Genomic DNA, 24031 nt, shown 5'->3' on the forward strand with positions numbered 1-24031 from the left:
AAGAAAGAAGAGATATTGTCAGATATACTTTCTAAAATAGAAGAGAAAGAAAACTCTATCTATGAGAAAATAGACAGTAAAATCTATGATATAGAAAATAAATTGTCATCTGTAGATTCTAGACTTACTAATGATATCACTTCCAATTTAGATAATCTTCACAATATGCTAAATGATGCAGTAGCAAGATACAATGAAGAGATAAAAAATATAGAAAGCTACAGATTGGGTGAAAACAGCAAATTGTTTGAAGATTCAGAAAAACTAATAAATGATATAAAGTCAGGTTATGAACATTACTCTTCATTGATTAGTGAAGTTTATAATAATTCATTGAATTCTTTGACAGATTATTCAAAATTAGTACAGGAAGAGATAGAAAAAGCAAGAGAAGAATCAGAGCAGAAACATTTATCTAATGAGAAAAACTATATAGATGAATACTTAAAAGATTATTCTAATAAGTTGGAAGAGAAGTTATCAGAAAAGATTAATGTACTCAATGAAGCGAAAGAAGAACTTGATAATATGGTAAAGGCTTCTTTTGATAATTTAGAAACTAGCTTTAATGATGCTGTAAGCAGATTTGAGAATGAAACTAGCGATAAAGTTCTTGAAGCTATAGAAAGATTAGAAAAAGAAACAGAATCTGTATTGTTCAAAAAGTATATGAAGGCTTTAGATGAACAAATAAAAGTAGTAAATGATAAATTAGAATCAGAGCTTAATTCTGTAAAAGAAAAGCATAATAATTTGAGCAATGATTTTGATGATGCTATTGATATTATCAAAAATTCTATAATAGATAGAGATGAGCTTATATCATTACATAACGAAGAGAAAAAATCTTTAATAGAAAGATTGGAAAGCATGAAAAATGATTTTGAATCTTTCAAAGATTCTGTCTTAGAATTTAATGATAATGTACCTACTCTATTTGAAGAAAAGAAAAATGAAATAGAGAAAGTATTTGAAGAATTTACAAGTGCTATTGTTGAGAGAGTTGATATTTCTGATGAGGAAGTTAATAGATTAAAAGATATAATTTCTTCTGATAAATTAGACTTATTAAAGAAGATAGATAATTTAGAAGCTGAAATGGAAGCTGCTAAAAAAGATAATACTATTGAACAGTTATCTTTAGAGAAAAAAGCATTGGAAGATTCATTTAATGCTATAAAAGCAGATTTTGCTAAATTAGAAAGTTTGGAAAGCAATTTATATCAATTGAAAGAAAACATGTCTGATGTTGATGTAATATTGAAAGATGAGGTAAAAGCATTATCTGATAGATTATCTGATTTTGAAAATAGAATAAAAGATGATATAGTTAGGGATTTAGATGAATATTCTGTTGAATTGAATATACTTACTACTAATGTTAATAAATTAAGTTCAAGTATAGATGATGTTAAAAATCAGATAGAAGATACTATTACTAAATCTTCAGAATTAGAAAATACAATTTCTAATGAGAAAAATGAATTAGAAAGCAGACTTTCTTCAATTAAAGATGAGTTAACATCAAATACTAAAAACAATGAAGTTATAGAAAATCTTTTCAATAAAGAAAAAGATAAATTAACAAAACTTTTCAATGAGATAAAAGGAGATAATAAAGAATTTAGATACAGATTGGAAAAACGTATAGCATATTTTGAAGATACTTGGTCAGATAGTAGTAAATTGAAAAATATATTCTCTACTGACATAAGAGAACAATTAGATAATATACGAAATGACAATGAAATCAAATTTGAAAACTCTATTAATTATTTGAAAGATAAAATTGAATCTATAGATAATAGTTTATCTTCTTGGAAAGATGGACATCTTGATGAATTAGTTAGACAGTTAGAAGAAGCTAGAGAAAGCATATCTAATTATTTGAATGATTCAGAAATTAAAGGAGAAGAGATAGTAAATAACTTATTATCAAAAATAGACGAAAAAGAAAAATATGTTTACGAAACTATAGACAATAAAATAAAAGATATTGAGGAGAGATTATCTATTATAGGTTCTAAATTAAATGATGATATAAGCATTAATTTAGAAAACCTTTATAATATGGTAAATGATGCTGTAGCTAAATATGACGAAGAAATCAAAAATATAGAGCATTACAGATTAGATGAAAACAACAGATTATTAGATGATATTGACAATGTAGGTAAAGATATAAAAGCTTCTTATGAAAATTACTCTAAACTTATAAATGAAGTTTATGATAATTCGCTTAATTCATTGAAAGAATATTCTAATTCTATAAAAGATGAAATAGAGCATGCTAGAGAAGAGTCTGAAGAGAGACATTTATCTAGTGAGAAAAACCGCATAGATGAATACTTAAAAGATTATTCAGATAAATTAGAATCTCAAGTATCTGATAAGATGAATGTACTTGATGAAGCTAAAATACAATTAGATAATATGCTTAAAGATTCATTTGAGAATTTAGAAAATAGATTAAGTGAATCTAAGACAGCTATAGATGAGTATTTCAAAGAGCATTCATCTAAATTAGAGTCTCAAGTATCTGATAAGATCAATGTATTAGATGAGGTTAGAACAGAATTAGATAGTATGGTTAAAGATTCATTTGAGAATTTTGAAAATAAATTCAATGAATCAATATCTAAGTTTGAAGATACAGCAAATCAAAGAATGTATGATACTATAGAATCTTTAGAGAAAAAAGTTGATGAGGTAGTTTATGGAGAAAATTATATATACAAAATAGAAGATAAAGTTAAAGATTTCTATGGCAGAATAGATACTAAATTGCTTAGTGTTGAAGATAAGTATGATATATTAGAGAAAAAAATATATGAATTAGAAAATAATCATTATTTAGACAGACTTGAAGATAAGATAAGAGATTTACATGAAAAAATAGATTCAAGAATATCAAGTGTTAATGAAAGATATGATTCTTTAAGAAAATCTTTTGATGATAAACTTGTTAATATTGAAAGTGTTGTATTAAATAATGAACAGCTTCAAAAATTGAGAGATGATTTCATTACTTTCAAAGATGATATATTAAAAGCAAATAGAGAGGATATACCTTCTATATTTGAAAAAGAAAAAGAAAAATTTGAAGAGTCATTTAATACATTTACAAATGATATCTTGGAAAAATTTGAAAGCTCTAATTCTAGTTTAGAAGAGTTCAAAAATGCTATAACTGATGAAAAGAATTCTATATTAGAAAATATGGAAACAATCAGATATGAATTGGATGAACTTAAAAATAATGATATTTTAGAGGCTTTAGAGGAAGAGAAAAATAGATTAGATGAAACATTTAATTCATTCAAAGAAGATTTTGAAAGACTTTATGATTTAGAAAATGAAGTTTATACATTAAAAAGTAATTTAGATGGAGTTGATGTTTCTCTAAGAAATGATGTTGACAAATTATTTGAAGAGTTATCCGAATTTAAATATAATTTAGAGGATAAATTAGATACACTTGAAGATAATACAGTTTCAAGAGACTTGTTTGATGATGACAGAGAAAAATTGTACTCTTTATATGATGAATTAGAAGCAGGAAATAAAGACTTTAAAGAATTAATAGATAAGAGAGTTTCTCATTTCGAAGATACTTGGGCTGATCCTAATAAAGCTTTAAAACTTTATGAAAATGCTATAAGACCAGAGGTTGATAAATTTAAGTCTGATCTTCTTTCTAACATTCAAAGTAAAGTAGATGATATAGAAAGTAACTTGTCTGTTTGGAAAGATGACAATTTATCTCTTCTATTAAATCAGTTAAAAGAAGCTAGAGAAAATATTGATAGCTTTATAGAAAGTTCTAAAGATAAAAAGAATGGTATTATAGCTAAAATGATAGCTTCTATTAAAGAGGAGATACTTGGAAAAGAAAGTGAAATAAATACTCGTCTTGAGGAAAAATTATTCTCTGTTAATGATAGACTTTCTGATTTAGAAGAAAGATTGACAGCCGATGTTAATAGATTTAATAATATGATAGCTGATGCTGTTAATAAATATGAAGAAGAAGTTAAATATATAGAATCTTATAGATTGGAAGAGAATGAATCTATAATAAAGAGTTTAGAGAATATAGGCAGAAACATAATATATAATTATGAAAATTATTCTAAAATGCTCGATTCTGTTTATGAAAGCAACAGAGATGCATTAGATGAGTATTCAAATAACTTGAAAATAGAAATAGAGAAAGCAAGAGTTGACACTAATAAGAGCTATATAGATGATTATCTAAATGAATATTCTTCTAAAGTTGATGCTGACATAAAAGAAAGACTTGAAGAGCTTGAGAAAAATAAATACAACTTGGATATTATGATAAATGATTCATTCAATAATTTGAATCAAAGCATAACAAATGCTGTATCTAAGATGATAGAAGAATCTGATTCTAAATTTAGAGATGTTGTAGATAGTTTGGAAGCTCAAATTAATGATTTAATAGCTAACAAAGAAGAGGAGATTGTTTCAAGAATAACATCTTATGAAACAGAACTTAAAGATAAACAAGAAGTTTCATTTGATGAGATAAGAAATGAATTATTAGGTTTATATGATTCATTTAGAGAAAATGTGGATGCTGATGGTTTAGCAGATATTTCTAATAGACTTAATTCTATAGAAAATTCTTTAGAAGAAGTAAATACTCAGTTAGAAAATAAAGCTAAAAATATTTTTGATAGAATAGATTTAGATAAAGAAGAGCTTAACAATTCTATATCTAAATTATCAGCAGAATTTGAAGATTTCAAATCTAATATAGATGAAAGATTCAAATCTCAAGTGAGCGATTTTATATCTAATAATGAACATATATTATCATTATTTGGTGAGTACAGCGAAAAAATATCTTCTGTAACAAATATATTAGAAGATATAGAGAATGTTAAAGTATCTCTTATAGATGAAATAAATAAAGTAAAAGAAGAGATAGATGATAAATATTTAAGTATTACTAAAGATTTTGATAAGTCAATAGATGAGATAAAAGATGCTGTATTAGATAGAAATAATATAATGCAATATCATATTAATGAAAAAGAATTGCTTTTAAAAGAAGTTGATGGATTAAAAATTTCCTTTGCTTCATTAAAAGATGATATATTAAATTCTGCTTCAGAAAATGTATCTAATCTTATTGATAATGAAAAATCTCATATACAATCTGCTATAGATGATGTGTTAGAGACATTGACAGCTAAAATCAATAATAATGAAGATGGTTTATCTAATTTAGAATCTTCTTTATTAGAATATAAATCAATGATATCTGATAGAATAGATGAATTTAAAGATGAAATTGCTTCTATTAGAGATAACCATAATTATGATGATTTAATTGAGGAAAGAAACAGATTAGAAGAATCATTTAATAATCTTAGAGATGATTTCTCTAAAATAGAGGATTTAGAAAATGATATAACTTCTATAAAAGATAAGTTCAAAAATGTTGATACAAGTTTGAATGATGAGGTTATAAGACTTTCTGAAGAGTTGGAAGAGTTCAAGAATACATTTAATAATATGAATAATTCTAATGATGATACTATAACTCAGGAAGCTATATTAGACATATATAATGACTTTAAAGATTTAAATGAAAGTTTTGAATCATTTAAAGAAACTGTTATACCTCAATTATCTCATTTAGATAAATTGGAAGATAAGATAAATGATAGTAAGAATGATATTTATAAAGAGATAAATGACATAATGAATTCTTTATCTAATTCTTATGCTAGTAAGGATGAGATTGTTAAATTAGAAAACAAATTAGATCATATATTTAATAATTTCAATGATAGTATAATATCTATTAAGAATGATTTAACATCAAGCATAGAAAATGATACAAAAGAATTTAAAGACAGACTTGAAAAACGTGTAGAATTCTTTGAAGATACTTGGTCTAAAGAGGATAAATTTACAGAACTATACGGGGATACTATCGCTGAAAGTTTAGGAATATTAAAACAAGAATTAGAATCTCAATTTAATGGTTCATTCATAGAAGTTAAAAACAAAATTGATTCTATGGAGAAAGATTTGAATTCTTGGAAAGATGTAAATCTTGATTCTATAAACGATACTTTAGAAAAAGCTAAAGAATCTATAGTGGATAATTCAAATTATTCTGATATTATCTCTATGATAGAAGCTTTAAAAGAAGATATAGTTAATAAAGAATCAGAACTTGATTCTAAATTAGAGGAAGAAATAGCTAATATTTCAATACACCTTAATACTTTTGAAGATAGAATAAAAGACTTAGAAAGCGGTCATAGTTCTTTAAGTTCTGATATTGTTAGATATAAAGATAAATTGGATTCTATATTAAATGATTATGAAGATAAAGTTAAATCTAAGGTTATAAATCTTCATGATGCATTAAAAACTGAAGAAAAACAGACTTTAGGATATATAGAAGATAATATTAATTCTATTAAAGATGACATAGACAGTTCTAATAAAGGTGTTGATGTAAAAATAAAAGCATTAGAATCTTACATAAGTAGGATAAATAATGAACTTAATACTAATACATTAAAACTTTCTAATGAATTGGCTAAAGATAAGAGAGAGCTTCTTGATACTATAGATGAATTAAAGAAAGAAGTTTATGATAGAATATCAAAAGAGGTATCTCAAAAAGACTTGCAGCTTATAAATGACTTTGAAGAGTTTAAGAATAAGATAATTAATTCTGTTCCAAATATAGATGAGATAGCAGATTTATTTGTAGCTGAAAAAGCAGAAAGAGATAATGAATTTGAAGAGTTTAAAAATGAGCTATTTAATAATCAAGTAGATAATAAGAATTTTGCTAAAATGTTTGAAGAAGAAAAAGCAAAATTGATAGAAGAGTTAGATCATTTCAAATCTGCAGTTAGAGTTGAATATATATCTGCTGAAGAAAGATTTAATGCTGTTAAGAAAGACTATTTAGATAATTTGAATAATCTTTTAGATACAGAAAAATCTAATTTACAATCTTCATTTGATGAGATAAGAAAAGAGATAGCTAATTTGAAAGATGAGTCTTTATCGAAAGAGGAGATAGAAAAACTTATAGAAACTTATAAAGAGAATATAAGTACTTCTATAGAAAATACAAAAGAAGAAGTTGCTGAAAATATTGAAGCTGGAAAAGTTAATTCTTCTTATGTAGAAAAATTGATAGAAGATGAGAGAGCTAGAGTTAATGAAGCTTTAGAATCATTTAAGAAAAATATAGAAGAGAATTACTCTACTATAGATGCTGTTGCTGAAGTTCTTTCTAAAGAGCAGGAATCTGTTGAGAGTAAGCTTTTAGAAATGAAAGAGGAAATTCTAAGAGATATGCCTACTATAGAGAATGTAGGACAAATATTCTTAGAAGAAAAAGAAACTCTTAAAGATGAATTAAAAGAAGAATTTGAATCTTTGAGAAATGAGATATTAGGTTCTGTACCTACTCATAATGATTTGGCAAATATGGCACAACAGTATAGTGCAAGAATTAAAGATGATTTCCAAATTTTAGAGCAGGATTTCTCAGAAAGTATTAAGAGATATAAAGAGAATATATCCGGAGAGATGACAGAATTTAGAAATGAATTCAATGACAGAATGGTAAATATCAAAGAATTAGCTGAGATTTTACAAGCTGAAAGAAACAGATTAATGGCTGAAATAGATGATATTAAGCTTAAATATGAATCAGGAAGTATATATTCTGATGAGGCTCTAAATTCTATTGAAGGTGATAAAAACAGACTTATTAATGAGTTTATGAACTTTAGAAAATCTATAGTTGAACTCATAAAAGAACAAGATGAAACTATGAGCAGATTTAATCAAGAAAAAACAAATATGCTTGATAGTATAGAATCACTTAAAAATAGAATCTCATTTGATATGATAAATAGAGATGAAGTTGTTTCTATGATTGAAGATGAGAGAAGACAGATAGTAGAAATGTTTGAAAGCATACAAAATGATTCTATGGATACAGATTTAAGATATCTTACAGATTCGTTTAGAGATGATATAATAAAAGTATTCGAAGAATCTAATGATGAGTTTAGAAAACGCATTGAAGCTAGAATAGAACATTTTGAAGATGCTTATGCTTCTCCTGATAGAATAAAAGAATTCTATAAAGATGCTATAGTTTCTGAAGTTGATAGCTTGAGAAATGAAGCTGTTAATATGCTTTTAGATATTAATAAAAAAGTAGAAATTACAAAAGGAGAAATAGAATCATTAGAAAATGATAAAGTTAAAGGTATAATAAACAGAATAGATGATGCAGAAAATGATATTAACTCTTTAGTTAATACTATAAAAGCAAGCATCAAAGAGCAAGAAAATGAACTTAGAATGTTAAGTCAGTCTCAGAAACATATATCTCAAGAGGTAGAAACTGTACGCAGAGAAAGAGAAGCCTTAATGGATATGGTTAAAAATTCTGATATTAACATACGTAATAAAATTGACAGCTTGACAAGTGCTGTTGTTGAAGCTGCGAATATTGCTGCTAATAAAATAGCTGAGAAAGAAGCTGCATTTAGTAGTAAAGTAAAAGAAGCTGAAGAATATATAGGCTCATTAGAAAATAGAATAATAACTGAAAATAATAATACTTTAAGTAAAGCTAAAGAGTCTATTGATAACTTGGTTGCTTCATTTAATGAATCTGTAGTAAAAGAAACAGATAATTTAAGTCCTCATATATTAGCTACAGTACAAGACTTTATTGAGAATGAGATGAAGAAGTTTGAAAAGTTCTCAGATGTTAGAAGTGCTATAGAAGGTATTGAAAATGATATTAATAATAAAATTACTGATGCCTTCAATAATATGAATAAAGAGCTTGAGGATAATATAAGCAGCTTTAAAAAGAAAATAGATACATATCAAGAAGAGTTTATGAGCGAATTGAAAATGTCTATTGGTGTAGAGGGTGAAAAAGCTATTGATGAAATAAAATCAATGCATGAAGAAGAAGTTTCTAAGTTAAAAGAGATGTACTTAACTACTGAGAAATTCTATACTAATAGACAAGAGAAAAACCATGAAGATTTCTCAAAATTATTTGAAGAGGCTTATAAAGAATATAATGAGAAGATAGAAGCTTTACATGCTGAGTTGGATGATACTAAAATTCAAATAAGTACTTCTGTTGAAGATGTAGTTGCTGATTTGAAACAGGCTTTGAGTATAAAAGACGAATTTATTACTTCTGTAGAAAATAATAAAGAAAAACTTGAAGAAGTTGAAGAGCAAATGAATAATTTACAAAATGAGTTCGCTCCTTCTATAGAAAGATTAAAAAATATTATAGAAGAAAAGGCTTTGGAATTACAAGATAAGATAAATATATATTCTGAAGATATAGAAGCTCAAGGTGAAAAATTCAATGCTAGATTAGAAGAATTATCTGAGGCTGCCAAATCTACAATAGAAAATAAAGTTGTAGAGTTTGACACTATAATAGATAATGTTTCAAGTAAAATGAATGATCTATTAGAAGAAAAGAATTCTCAATTTGAGGCTTTGAAAGCTCATTATGAAGGACTTTCTGAATCATTAACAGCATTAAAAGACACTATATCTGAAGCTATTAATGTTAGAATTGCTGAAGCAAACAATATTATAGAAGAGAATGTTCAAACTATAGAAGAAGCAGCAAATGAAAAATATGAAAAATATATTGCTAGACTTAATTCTAACTTAGAGCAGACATTATCTCTTCTTATGAACGATGCTAAAGAGCATATACGTGCTGCTAAGGAAGAAATAATAAAATCTCATAGTGATAATTTAGATGAGTATGATCAGAGAATTACAAGTATGAAAGATATTGTTTCTGCATTGGAGGAGGATGTTGCTAAATATTCGAGTGAGATAGATGCTAGACTTGAAAGCATTAATTTAAGTTATGATGAAAAAACAAATGTTATACTTAAAGATTTTGATAATAGAACAGAGGATTTAAGATTAAAATTAAATGATGCTGTTGAATCTATTGATAAAATGCTTGAGGTTAAAACTAATGATATTTCTTTAGAATATGATTCTATGAAGGCAAAAATAGATGATATAGGTGCTAATATTGAAAAGTATATGAATACTGTAAAAGTATTTGATAATGCTAAAGAAATGGCAGAATCTATAAAAGATGATGTTCAAAGATTAAATGGTTTAGTTGAAGATACTAAAGCTACAACAGCTGATATGACTAAAACTATGTCTGAATTTGAAAACTTGAAGAAAATGCATCATGAAATATTAGAGTATGCTAAAAATATCAAAAAAGAAAAAGACAGCTTGAAAGATACTCAGAATAAAGTAAATATGCTTATGGAAATGTCAAGTGATATTCAAGATAGATTTGTTAAAATAGCTGAAAATAATTCTATGCTTGAACATACAGAAGAAGGCATACAGGTTGTTATTGATATAGCATCTCAAATAGAGAATAAACTTTCATTCATTAAAGATAAGGAAGAATATGCTGATGATATATTAGAACAGATAAGAAAAGCAGAGATAGAAACAGAAACCATACTTGAAAGAGTTGATAGTATAAAGGCTATTATGGTTGATGTTGAAGATACTAGAAAGAATTTCATGGATAAGGTTTACTCTTTAGAGAGAGATATGGCTAAAATAGAGAAAAATGATAAGAAAGTTCAATTGTTTATCTCTAAGTTAGAAGAACTTAATGTTATCATAGAAGTTATACAGAACCAGAGAGAAAACCTCACACGCATGAAGAACCAATATGATGACTATGATAAGAATATAGTTAAGAATTTGGAAAGAGCCGAATATTTTGTTAGATATTTGGAAACTTTACTTGATAATGCTGATAAATATATGTCAGACAATGGAGCTAAAGGGACTGCTAAGAAAGCATCTAAAGTAGACACTAAGAAAGAAGAGTTTATAATTAAGATGTATCAACAAGGCTGGAAATTAGAGGAAATAGTTAAGAATACTTCATATTCAAGGGATGAAGTAGAAAAAACTATAAAAGCTTGGAAGAATAAGCAGTCCAGATTATAATTGAGACAAGTGGGATATAGTATATAAAGATAGAGGCTATGACTTGAAAAAGTTATAGCCTCTATTGATATGTATAAAATGTTTCTAAAAGTTATAGTTAAATAAATTATTATAATAAGTTTCATATTAATTAAAAAATACTTATACCCTAACCTTTTATTTTTGTTATTTTAGTTATAATAATTATATTATTCAATTAAATAGAAAAAAACACTGGTATTAATAATAAAAGGTTATTAGCCCCATTGGATATGCATATAAAAACTACATATAAGGTTATAATTAAAAATGGATTAGTATATACATTAATTTTTTTAATATATATCGGAACCTTTTATTTTGATGTTTTAATTATGCTTAATTATAAATTATAGATTCTTATTATTTATATATGATTTGGCTGGAATATTATATATATTTTTTTATGTGTGTTAAATTCCCCACCACTGAGAAGCATCTGCTTGATAAGCCCATCTGTAAGCATTGGCTCCTGTTATCCATATTTTGGCCAAAGAATTACCGTTTTTGAATATATAAAGTCCATTGACAGCATATACAGCATCAGTATCAAAGGCAGCATCATTATTATTAGTAACAATAACTACAGCATTGAAATTAGTCTGATATCCGAAATATTGAACTTTCCAAGCACCATTAGCTGTAATAGTACTTCCATTTATATTGCCTACATTTCCCCCAGCTCCAGCAGTTAGTGCATTTCCATTACCTGTACCTTCTGGTCTAGGAACTACAGGAAGTATTGTGCTTATTGGAGTTTCTATATATTTTTTATCTACTAGATCGTTAGTTCCATAAGCAGAAACAGCTATGTAATATAATGTTCCATTAGCGAATGTGTATGTAGGGATTTGTATTACAAAATTTGTTCTAGTATGATTGGATGATGCTATTGTAGGATTACCTCCTGATGCATTTTTTATAGCATCTGTAGGCTGAGTAAAAGAATTTGCAGTTCCTGCATATAAATTAAATCCTGCAAAATCTGATGCAATAATTCCAGACCAAAAGCTTATATAAACGGTATTATTACCAGGTATTGCTTTTATGTCGTAAGGTGCATTATATTCATCTACTATTGTGATAAGTTCTTCATTACAAGATGTAAATAAAAAAATTGATGATATTATAAATATAAAAATTTTTTTCATAGTTAATAACTTAATATATTGGCACTAGGCTGATGACAATAGTCTATTACAGCACTTGCTGTACCATTAACACTCCTTACATATATTTTTCCATAATAGGAATTTCCGCCTTCTGTTATTTTTATTAAATAAAGTCTGTTAGCTGATACTTGTAAATCAGCAGTACCATACCCATTTTCTGGAGGAACTACAACATCAGTTAAAGAGGTACCTGCAACTCTCATCATACTTCCTCCGCTTACATTTTGAAAAACTAATTGTCCTCCATTTACTGCTAATGTGGCTATTGCTCTTCCAGTACCATTTATAGTTTCACCTGCATTTACAGTTCTATTAAGTATTTCAGGTCTTGGAGTTCCCATTTTTACAAAATTATCATAATAGTAATAACTTTCTAATTGGGGTGTTATCTGATATGATGAAACCCATACATATATAGGTATGCCATTATTTAATTCATAACTTGTTAATGTATCTATTTCTGAACCGCTTGTAGAATAGTAATCTCCTATTTTTATTGTGTGACTGTATTTCTTAACAGTTGTAAATGGTTTTTCTGTTATTGTAGGCAAATATTTTTGAGGACTATATAACTTATACTTTCTAGGGTCTGTGCTGTCCCCAAAATATATATTATATCCGCTAAATGAAGGTTCATTATTCTGTGCCTCAAATTCTACAGTTAATTGATTATCACCTGGTATAATTTTAGTTATATATGGTTGGTTTAATTCTAAAGTTATTCCTGTAACATCTGGCAATCCGCATGAAATGGTTGCTAATATTAATAATAGAAGTAAAAATACTTTTAATACATTTCTCATTTTTATATTATACAAATAATTATAAAAATAATCAATACATAATTTATTTATTGGTACTTCCAAATCCTCCCTCACCTCTTTTTGTATCTGAAAGAGAATCTACTTCTTCAAAATTTATTTTTTCAACTTTAGCAAATACCATCTGAGCTATTCTATCTCCATGATTTATAGTGAAAGGCTTATCAGTTAAAGATGCCAATATAATTTTTAATTCTCCTCTATAATCACTATCTATAGTAGCAGGAGAGTTAAGGCAGAATATTCCATTTTTTAAAGCTAATGAACTTCTGCTTCTTATCTGTGCTTCATATCCTTCTGGAATTTCTATATAAAGACCTGTGGGTACCAATACTATATCGTTCTTATTTAATGTTATAGGTTCTTCTATATTAGCATGTAAATCCAATCCTGATGATCCAGCTGTTTGGTATTTTGGTAATGGATTTTTTGATTTATTTATTATTTTTATATTTAACATTATTTTCTCCTATTAATTTTGATTAATTTTATGATTTGAATTATCTAAATAAAAAAGAAAGTATCATTATTATTATAAGTGCTGTAATACCTTGAACAAAAGTAGCTAATGTTCTAGCTTTATATGCATCTTTAACACTTAATCCGGATAATTCTACAACAATCCAAAAATAGCTGTCATTTGCATGAGAAGCTATCATAGAACCAGCACCTATAGACATTAATACTAACACCTGGGATATAGGAGTTGTAAATCCCAATGTATTTAATAGAGGTGCAAAAAGAGTAGCTACAGTAACAACTGCTATTGTAGAAGAACCCAGCATTATTTTTAACGCAGAAGCCATTATAAATGGTAATAATAATCCTATGTTTAAAGATACAAATATGTCTCCTAATTCAGGTATTATATTTGCAAGTTCAGTAGATTTTAATACTTCAGCAAAAGCACCACTTGCTCCAACTATTGCTAATATGCTTCCAGATGCCCTTATACCATCGCCTATCCACATAGATATTTCTTCTTTATTAAATTTATGTGTTAATAATAATGAAAATAGAAAACCTATGAATAGCGCCATGCTAGGTTCGCCTAAAAATATAAAAATATTTCTTATTAAACTATCTCCAAGTTTGAAAGAATCAAATCTTACAATAGTACCTATAGCCATTAGTATAAGTGGTACAAATATAGGTGCTAATGATTTCCATGCTGGAGGAAGCCCTCCAATATCACTAATTAATGTTTCATAAGTAGGAGATTTATCTGGATAATTAGGTTTTTTTATGTATTTTGATATAAATATTCCATAAATTGCTCCAACTAAAGAAGTTGGTATTGCTACTATTAAACCTATAATAATTACTGTAAGCAAATGTGCTTCTAAACCAAAAAGATTAACAACAGCAGCAGGTCCTGGTGTAGGAGGTATTAAAGCATGAGAAGCATAAAGTCCAGTTGATAAAGCTACAGATAATGCTACTGGCGAAGCACCGCTTTTTTTATAAACTGCTTTTCTTAATGGTGTAAGTATTAAATATCCGGAATCACAAAATACTGGTATTGAAACTATAAAACCTAATATGTTCATTGCTAATGCTGGATGAGATTTCCCAACTATTCTTATTACTATTTCTCCAAGTTTTAAAGCAGCACCAGACATTTCTAATATATTACCTATAATACTACCAAGTACAATTATTATACCTACATTAGCTAAAGCATAACCAAAGCCTTTACCAATTGAAGCAGATATTTCAGTTATATAATTTGTTTCTTTATTAGTTGGAATATGCAAAGTAAATGCTAAAAATATAGCAACAAGCAGCATGGCAATAAATGGGTGAACTTTAAATTTTATAGTTAAAACCATTACTACGATTATAGATATGGCAAGCATAGCTATTACAAAATAACTAATCATTGTATATCCTTTTTATAAATATGATGAATATTAATTAAATTTTTGATTATTTTGAATTAATCTTCTTCAGGAACTTCTGCGTGAATATAGCCTTCTTCAAAAAAATCTACTAGTTCTTTTTCTGCTTCTTTTGCTATTTCTAACATTCCTTCTTCATATTCAATTTCTAATATGAGATTTGCACCTTGAAATGCTCCAAGTCCCATTATATTGAATACACTTTTAGCATCGGCTCTAACACCATTATATAATAGAAATATACCTATGTTTGAATAATCACTTTTACTTGAAATTTGAGATAAAACTCCAGCTGGTCTTAGATGCATTCCATTTTTGCTTTTGATTGTAACTACATTTGTTAATGTCATTAATTATCCTATGCTTTTAATATATACTTATTATAGTATATTTTTTTATATTTTTCAATATAAAAAATATACTACAATAGTAAGCATTTGTATATCTATAGGAATATAAGATTATTTAACTATTAATTGGTTATATATGTTTAATTTGTAAAAATATTAAATTGTTTTTTACTGCATTATTTTTATGATAAATTAATAAAAATATATAAATAGAAACTTGTTAATATATTATATTTTTTATTGTATGTTATAATTTGTATGAATTGTAAGAATAGTTTTGTGTAATTTTAAATTGAGATAAAATTATACAAAATAAAAAATTAAAATATTTAAAATGTATATTTTTAGTATATAAATGTCTAAATCTATATATATTTATATTATTAGGTATTGATATAATAAAAAAGTATTATATAATAATTTATACTATATAATAAAAATTATCTTTAAGAAATTATGGCGGAATAATTAGGTATGAAATTTAACAATCTATCATTTAAAATACCATTTGTTATAACTATATTATTAATAATTGTTGAAATAATATTAATAACTATAATAATTAAATTTTCTGTAAGTTCTATAGAAAATACAGCAATAAAAACGCTTCATACAAGTTTATCATCATATAATGATATGATTAATCTTTATTTTGAAGAAAAAAATCTTGTAATGGATATATATTCTAAAGACACTAATATAATAAATTTCTTAAAAAATCCAACAGATGAAAATAAATTGTTAGCTGAGAATTCATTAAAGAGATTTACCGAAGAAGTGAAAGATACAGAAGTTTTTTATAATTATTCATTAGTAAATTTTAATGCTCAAATATTTTTAGATTCTGTAGGGGGAAAACTTTCAAATATAAACTATGGGAAAGATTCGGAAGATTGGAAAAGATTTGCAAATACAGGTTATGATTTTGCTGGAAGAGATTTTGTGCAGCCGTCATTTTATGATATTAATAATCCTATATATGTTATTTGGAAAGGTATTAAAGATGAAAATGGTAAAGTTTTAGGAGTATTAAATTCATCTATAAATTGGGGAAAATTTTTGAGGGAGTATATAGCTGGTAAAAAGATAGGAGATAATGGAACATTATGTATAATAGATAAAAATAGAAATATAATAGCACATACAGATACCAATAGATTGTATATGCTGCAAAGTGATGTGATTGATAATTCTTCTTATGTGAGAAGAGAAGATACTAGAAAACCAAAAGAGGATTCTTTTTTAAAATATATACTTGAACAGAAAGATGGTACTTATAAGTATGTTAATGATGATGGAGTTAAATATATATGTTCTTTTAAACCAATTAAAAATACATCTTGGTATTTGATTGTAAGTTATACTAATAATGAAATTTTCAAAGATGTCAATACATTAATTATAATAAGTATTATTGTATCCATTGTTCTAATATTAATTATTACTTTATTTTTATTCTTTTACAGTAAGACTATGCTTTCTCCTCTTAATTTATTAGTTAATGAAGCTAAAAAAATAGCGAATGGAAATATTATTATTGGTACTATTCCTGATAAATATTTAAGGAAAGATGAGATAGGAGAATTAGTAAAAACTTTCAGAGAGATGAAAAGAGCAATTAGAGATATAATTGATATAGCAGAAAAAAGTATTAATGAAACAAGAGATAATGTTAATGAATTAGTATTGGGAGGCTCAACATTATCTGCTAGAACAGAGGAAAATATTATTGATATAGCGTCTGTAGCAAGTTCAACCGAAGAGATAAGTTCTACAATACTGCAGACAAGCATGAATTCAATTCAAATAGATAGTATGATGAAAGAATCTAAAGATATGGTTGATAAAGCATATGAGAGTATAATAGAAACAGCAGAGACAGCTAAACTAGTATCTGAAGTTTCTTCTAAAATAGGAAATATAACTAAGTCTATAGAAGATATAGCAATGCAGACAGGTCTTTTGGCTTTAAATGCATCTGTGGAAGCAGCACGTGCTGGAGATCAGGGTAAAGGTTTTGCAGTTGTTGCTTCTGAGGTTAGAGCTTTATCACAAACTTCTTCTGTATCTGTAAAATCCATTATAGAACTAATTAATGAAAGTAATGAAAAAATTAAAAAATCTGAAAAATCATCTATGGAATCTAAAAAATTATTTGAAGATATAAAAAATAAAATAGATGAAATGTCTGTAATTGTTAATGAATTTTCAATAGCTTTAAAAGAACAGGAATTAGGAATAAATAAAATAAATGAAAATATGGCTCACATAGAACAAGGTACTAAAAATAATGGTGAGTTTATACATTCATTAAATAATTTATCTAATTCTTTGCAGCAAAATACTTCTAATATAGAAGAGGCTATATCATTTTTTAAAAAGTAGATTATTGATAGTATTTTATTTATATACACTAACCTATATGTATTATAATTTTATTTTAGCCTTATAATATAAATTGTATTTTTTATTTAAATAGAAATATGAATACCCGCCCTAGTTTTTATTAAATTTATAATCTTCTTAACGCACGGTTAACTTATTATTATATTTTGTGAAATTTGAATTATAAATAATACTTGTTTTTTATTTGACTCTGCGTGCGGTGAATAAATTTTTAAATTTTATTTTCTAGTAATAATTTTAAATCTAAAAATCACTTGGGCGGGCATGCTTTTTCTTTTTTGGCCTCAATGAATAAGAGAATTTTATGTTCAAATTTAAGCAGTAAATATTAAAGGGTGGGATGTATAATAAAAATTATCTATTAATATTTGATATCGATAAGCTCTTTTTTTATATAGAATTTATGTTATAATATTTTAACTTTTTTGTAAGGATTTTTTATGTCTAATAATTCTATAGAAATAAGAGGTGCTAAAGAGCATAACCTTAAAAATGTATCGCTTTCAATACCTCATAAAACCCTAACTACATTGACAGGAGTATCAGGAAGTGGAAAAAGCTCTCTTGCATTTGATACTATTTTTAAAGAGGGACAGAGAAGATATTTAGAATCATTGTCGGCTTATGCAAGACAGTTTTTAGGTGTTATGGCTAAGGCTGATGTTGAACATATTGAAGGATTATCCCCTACTATTTCTATAGACCAAAAAAGCGTAAATAAAAATCCTCGTTCTACTGTAGGTACCGTTACAGAAATCTATGACTTTTTTAGATTATTATTTGCAAGACTTGGAGTTCCTTACTGCTCTAAATGTGGACATAAAATTTCTAAGCAAAGCGAAGACCAAATCGCACAAAGCGTATTAAGAGAGTTCGCAGAAAAAAGAATTCTTGTTCTTGCCCCTATTGTAAGAGATAGAAAGGGAGAGTATAGAAAAGAAATTGAAGAAGTAAAACTTGCAGGATATCCTAGAATAAGAATCGATAATATAGTTTATAAATTCGATGAAGATGAAATTCCAGAATTAAAAAGATATGAGAAGCACACTTTAGAGATAGTTATTGATAGAATAAAAGTTGAAGATAAATACTTGTCAAGAATTACTGATGATATAGAAAGGGCCATAAGAATAACAAAAGGTTTAGTGGCATTCTATGAAGAACATGAAAAAAGTGAGGAAGTATTAGAAACAGAAACTCCAGAAAATGCTGAAGAAGATACAAAAACAAAAAAGAAAAAAATAAAAATGAGTAAGCAGTTTGAAATAGATAAATATTATAAATTGTACACAACTGAAAGATCTTGTGCAAATTGCGGACACTCTATTGCTGATATTGAGCCTAATTTGTTTTCATTTAATAACCCTATGGGAGCATGTACAGTTTGCGGTGGACTTGGAGTTGAGCATGTATTTACTGAAAAACATATTGTAAAAGATGAAAATTTAAATATTTATGAAGGGGCTTTATCCTGTTTCGTAGATGATCATATTGGTTTTGATATGGAATATGGTACTGATGAACTTGAAGTTATAGCAAAGACTTATAAAATAGATTTAAAAAAGCCTTGGAAAGATTTAACTAAAACAGAAAGAAAATATTTACTTTATGGTACTGATAAAGAAGTAAAATGGAGAAAAAGATTTTGGTATCATAGCAAACTTGTTGAAGAAAGAGTACCAGGAATTTTAGACAGATTAAAATACGATTATGAAACTTATAAAAATAGCTATTATGCTAATTTTATGGACGAAGTAGAATGCCCTAAATGTAAGGGTAAAAGAATTAATGAAGATGCTTTGTCAGTAAAATTCAATGGAAAAACTATAGCTGATTTTTCTTCAATGACTATAGAAGATTTATATGATTATTTCACTAAATTAAAATTGAAGCCAAATGAAGAAGTGATAGGTGCTCCTATAGTAAAAGAAATTATTTACAGATTAACATTCTTAGTTAAAGTGGGATTAACTTATTTAACAGTAGAGAGATCCTCTCCTACTCTTTCAGGAGGAGAATCTCAAAGGATAAGACTTGCATCACAAATAGGAAGCGGACTTGAAGGCGTATTATATGTACTTGACGAGCCTTCAATAGGTTTGCATCAATCAGATAATAAAAAATTAATTGAATCATTAAAAACATTAAGAGATAAAAATAATACTGTCATAGTTGTAGAGCATGATAAAGAAACTATGGAGGAATCAGATTATTTAATCGATATAGGTCCTAATGCCGGAGTTAATGGAGGTGAGGTTGTTGGCATTGGTGATTATGAAGAGTTTATAAAATCGGATAGATCATACACTGCTAAATATTTACGCGGTGATGATGATATAGAAATTCCTAAACAAAGACGTGAAGGAAACGGAAAGTTTTTAAAGGTAATAGGAGCTAATCAATTTAATCTTAAGAATATAGATGTTCAATTTCCTTTGGGATTATTTATTGTAGTTACAGGACTTTCAGGAAGCGGTAAATCTACTTTAGTTGAAAATATTTTAATGCGTGCTTTGCATAATCATTTTTATGGTAAGACTCTAACTCCGGGAAGCCATGAAAGAATAGAAGGACTTGAAAATATTGACAAAGTTATAGAAGTTGATCAGTCTCCTATAGGAAGAACACCAAGAAGCAACCCTGCAACTTATACAAAAGTTTTATCTCCTATAAGGGATTTATTTGCAGCTACTAAACTTGCTAAAATGAGAGGATACGATAAAGGAAGATTTTCATTCAATGTGAAAACTGGAAGATGTCCTACTTGTGAAGGGGCTGGAGTTATAGAATTAGAAATGCAGTTTCTTTCTAATGTATTAGTGCCTTGCGAGGAATGCGGCGGAAAGAGATTTAATGCAGAAACTTTAGATGTTAAATATAAAGATAAAACTATTTATGATGTTCTTGAAATGAGTGTATCAGAAGCGATTGCTTTTTTTGATGGTATAACTTCTATTACAAGAATATTAAAAATAATGGAAGATATTGGACTTGGATATATTAAATTAGGTCAGCCTTCCACTACGCTTTCAGGAGGTGAAGCTCAAAGAATAAAACTTGCAAGCGAACTTCATAAAATATCTACGGGAAACACTTTATATATATTAGATGAACCAACTACAGGACTTCATTTCGAGGATATAAAGAAATTATTAAAAGCGTTAGATGGACTTGTTGAGAAAGGAAATACTGTTTTAGTTGTAGAGCATAATTTGGACGTTATTAAATGTGCTGATTATATTATAGATATGGGACCTTTAAGCGGAGATAAGGGAGGAAGAGTTGTTGCTGAGGGTAAGCCCGAAGATATAATAAATGTAAAAGAATCTCTCACAGCAAAAGAACTTAAAGAAATATTAAAGCCTTCAAAAAAGAAAAAAGAGAATATCAAAACAGAAGAGACAAAAAAAGAGGAAAATACTTCATTAATAATAAAAGGTGCCAATAAACATAATCTTAAAAATATAAGCTTGACACTTCCAAAAAACAAAATAAATGTTATTACAGGAGTATCAGGAAGCGGAAAAACTTCTCTAGCATTTGATACTATATTTAAAGAAGGTCAAAGAAGATTTGTTGAATCACTTTCTACTTATGCAAGAAGATTTTTAGGAAGATTTGAAGATGCTAATGTTGAAAAAATAGAAGGATTGGCTCCTGCAATTGCAATTGATCAGAAGAATGTAAGCAGGAATCCTCGTTCTACAGTTGCTACTGTTACAGAGATTTACGACTATTTCAGACTAATTTTTGCAAGACTCGCTAAACCTCATTGTCCGCATTGTAATGATAAAGATACTTTAAAAGCTGAAACTCCTTCTATACTTGCAACTGAAATTGTTGATACTATGGAGCAGCATAAACTTGTTATAATATCCCCTTTGTATCATAGCTCATTTAATCATAGATTTACTTTCGATGATAATGATGCAAAAGATATTAAAAAGATTATAGAAAAAACCAGAGAAGCTGGATATGTAAGAATGCAGATCAATAACAATGATTATGTTATAGATGATATTACAGAAGAAGATATTAAAGAATTATCTAAAGAAGAAATATATTCTGTAGGTATAGTAATTGATAGGATTGTTGTTGGAAAAGATAAAAGAGCTAGAATTGCGGATGCTATTGATAGAGCAATGGATTTATCAAACGGAGTAGCACATATAAAAGCTTCTCATGGAATAATAGTAAAAGAAAGTTTCCATACAAAATTTCCTGCTTGTTTGCTTCATGGAATTTTATTTGATTTTGAAGTTACACCAAGACATTTTTCATTTAATTCGCATTGGGGATATTGTGAAGAATGTAAAGGACTTGGAAGCAAACCCACATTCAGCATATACTTAGCAATAAAGGACAGCACAAAACCTTTATTTGATGGGGCATTAGATACAGCCATTCATAATATGTTTTCTACTCAGGGAAAGCATTATACAGATTCTTTATTTAGATTTTTGAGAAGAAGCGGAATAACAAAAAAAGATTTATATGAAACTCCTTTTAATGAATTAGATAAAAAAGTTATAGACACAGTATTTTTTGGAGGCGATTATTGTATAGGTAATGTAATAACTGCATGGCATTCTAATAACGATGTTACAAGCGAAGATTATTCTGAATGGAAGGATCAATCTCTTGGTAAATTCTTTATTGATGAAGAATGCAGTTCTTGTCATGGAGAAAGATTAAACGAAATAATAAGATCTTACACTATACAAAATAAAAACATAAGCCAAGTATGTGCTATGACAGTTGAAGAAAATATTCATTTCTTTGATGAGCTTCCAAATCTTTTGACAGAAAGAGAAAACACTATATCAAAAGAAGCTATAAAAGAAATAAGAACAAGATTAAGTTTCTTAGATAAAGTAGGACTTGGATATTTATTTTTAAGCAGAAAATATGCAACACTTTCAGGTGGTGAAGCACAGAGAATAAGACTTGCTAGTCAATTGGGTTCTAAACTTACAGGTGTACTTTATGTATTAGATGAACCTACTGTAGGACTTCATCCAAGAGATACAAATCATTTGCTTGATACTTTAAAAGAATTAAGAGATTTAAAAAATACTCTCGTAATAGTAGAGCATGACAGAGATACGATGAAGGCTGCTGATAATATTGTAGATATGGGGCCTTATGCTGGTGCTTTCGGTGGAGAAGTAATTTTCCAAGGTAAATACGATGATATATTAAAAGATAATAATTCACTTACAGGAAATTATTTAAGCGAGAGAAAAAAAGTATTTGAAAAAACTGCTGTAAGAAATGAAGAAACTGAATGCATAAAATTAAAAAACGTTTCAACAAACAATTTGAAAAATATTGATGTTGATATACCATTAAAAAAGATAGTAGTTGTTACTGGAGTATCTGGAAGCGGTAAGTCATCATTAATAATAGACACTCTCTACCCTGCTCTAAAAAAACGCAGACTAAATCAATATTCAAAATTTGAAAGTGTTGAAATACCTGAGATTGTTTCGGATACTATATTAGTTGATCAAATTTCAATAGTTGGTTCTATTAGAAGTACATTAGTAAGCTATAGTAAAGTGTTTGATAAAATAAGAAATATATTTGCTAAAACTCCAACTGCAAAAGCAAAGGCATTCGCACCAGGTAGATTCTCATATAACGGCAAAGAAGGAAGATGCAATATATGCGAAGGTAAAGGAATAAGAAAAATTGCAATGCACTTCTTATCCGACATGGAAATTGTTTGCGAGGCTTGCGGAGGTAAAAGATACAATGATGAAACTTTATCCGTAAGATTTAAATCTTTAAACATAGCCGAAGTATTAGAACTTACAGTTGATGAGGCAATAGAGTTTTTTGACTTCGACAAATCAGTAACTAAAACACTTTCTATAATGAGCGAGGTTGGACTTGGTTATATAAAACTTTCTCAAAGGCTTGATACGTTCTCAGGTGGTGAATTACAGCGTTTGAAGCTTGCAACCGAGTTAGCTAAAAAACAAGGCGATGAGCATATAGTATACATATTAGATGAACCTACAACAGGTCTTCATTTTGATGATGTTAATAAACTCCTTATAGCATTAAATAAATTAGTAGAGAAAGGACATAGCGTTATAATAATAGAGCATAATCCTGATGTTATAAAAGCTGCCGACTACATAATTGATTTAGGATTAGAAGGCGGTACTAATGGAGGAGAAATCATTGCCAAAGGTACTGTTGAAGAAATTTTGGAAATGAAAAAAGGCTACACTTGGAAGTATATCCATAATGCATAATTTATATTATTAAATTATGCA

General features: G+C 27.5%; 8 protein-coding genes. 3 read left to right on the plus strand and 5 right to left on the minus strand.

The window, feature by feature from the left end; translation table 11 throughout:
* A partial coding sequence (locus T324_RS0100005) for a SpiroCoCo family coiled-coil protein (protein WP_028328390.1) occupies positions 1-11076 on the plus strand: 11076 nt, incomplete at its 5' end.
* Between the two features lie 431 nt (positions 11077-11507).
* Here the strand turns inward: T324_RS0100005 and T324_RS0100015 are convergent.
* From T324_RS0100015 to T324_RS0100035, 5 genes are read right to left on the minus strand one after another with little or no spacing between them, the layout of a single operon-like run.
* Positions 11508-12245, minus strand: a complete 738-nt coding sequence (locus T324_RS0100015) for a hypothetical protein (RefSeq protein WP_028328391.1) — start codon at positions 12243-12245, stop codon at positions 11508-11510.
* A 2-nt stretch (positions 12246-12247) separates the two neighbouring features.
* Positions 12248-13069, minus strand: a complete 822-nt coding sequence (locus T324_RS0100020) for a hypothetical protein (protein WP_028328392.1) — start codon at positions 13067-13069, stop codon at positions 12248-12250.
* Positions 13070-13112: 43 nt separating this feature from the next.
* A complete protein-coding gene (gene dut, locus T324_RS0100025; protein ID WP_028328393.1) occupies positions 13113-13547 on the minus strand; it encodes a dUTP diphosphatase in 435 nt (144 codons plus the stop codon).
* Between the two features lie 40 nt (positions 13548-13587).
* Complete coding sequence (locus T324_RS0100030) at positions 13588-14970, minus strand: GntP family permease (protein ID WP_028328394.1); 1383 nt, start codon at positions 14968-14970, stop codon at positions 13588-13590.
* Between the two features lie 56 nt (positions 14971-15026).
* Complete coding sequence (locus T324_RS0100035; RefSeq protein ID WP_028328395.1) at positions 15027-15338, minus strand: HPr family phosphocarrier protein; 312 nt, start codon at positions 15336-15338, stop codon at positions 15027-15029.
* A 474-nt stretch (positions 15339-15812) separates the two neighbouring features.
* Here T324_RS0100035 and T324_RS0100040 point away from each other — a divergent pair, with 474 nt between their 5' ends.
* Both T324_RS0100040 and uvrA read left to right on the plus strand, forming a co-directional pair.
* The gene (locus T324_RS0100040; protein WP_028328396.1) at positions 15813-17723 is read left to right on the plus strand and encodes a methyl-accepting chemotaxis protein; all 1911 of its coding nucleotides are present in this window, start codon (positions 15813-15815) and stop codon (positions 17721-17723) included.
* 461 nt (positions 17724-18184) lie between these two features.
* Positions 18185-24010, plus strand: coding sequence for an excinuclease ABC subunit UvrA (gene uvrA / locus T324_RS0100045; RefSeq protein WP_028328397.1), 5826 nt, complete (start codon positions 18185-18187; stop codon positions 24008-24010).
* Positions 24011-24031 lie beyond the last annotated feature (21 nt).

The organism is Brachyspira alvinipulli ATCC 51933, from assembly GCF_000518245.1.
Classification (GTDB): Bacteria; Spirochaetota; Brachyspiria; order Brachyspirales; family Brachyspiraceae; genus Brachyspira; species Brachyspira alvinipulli.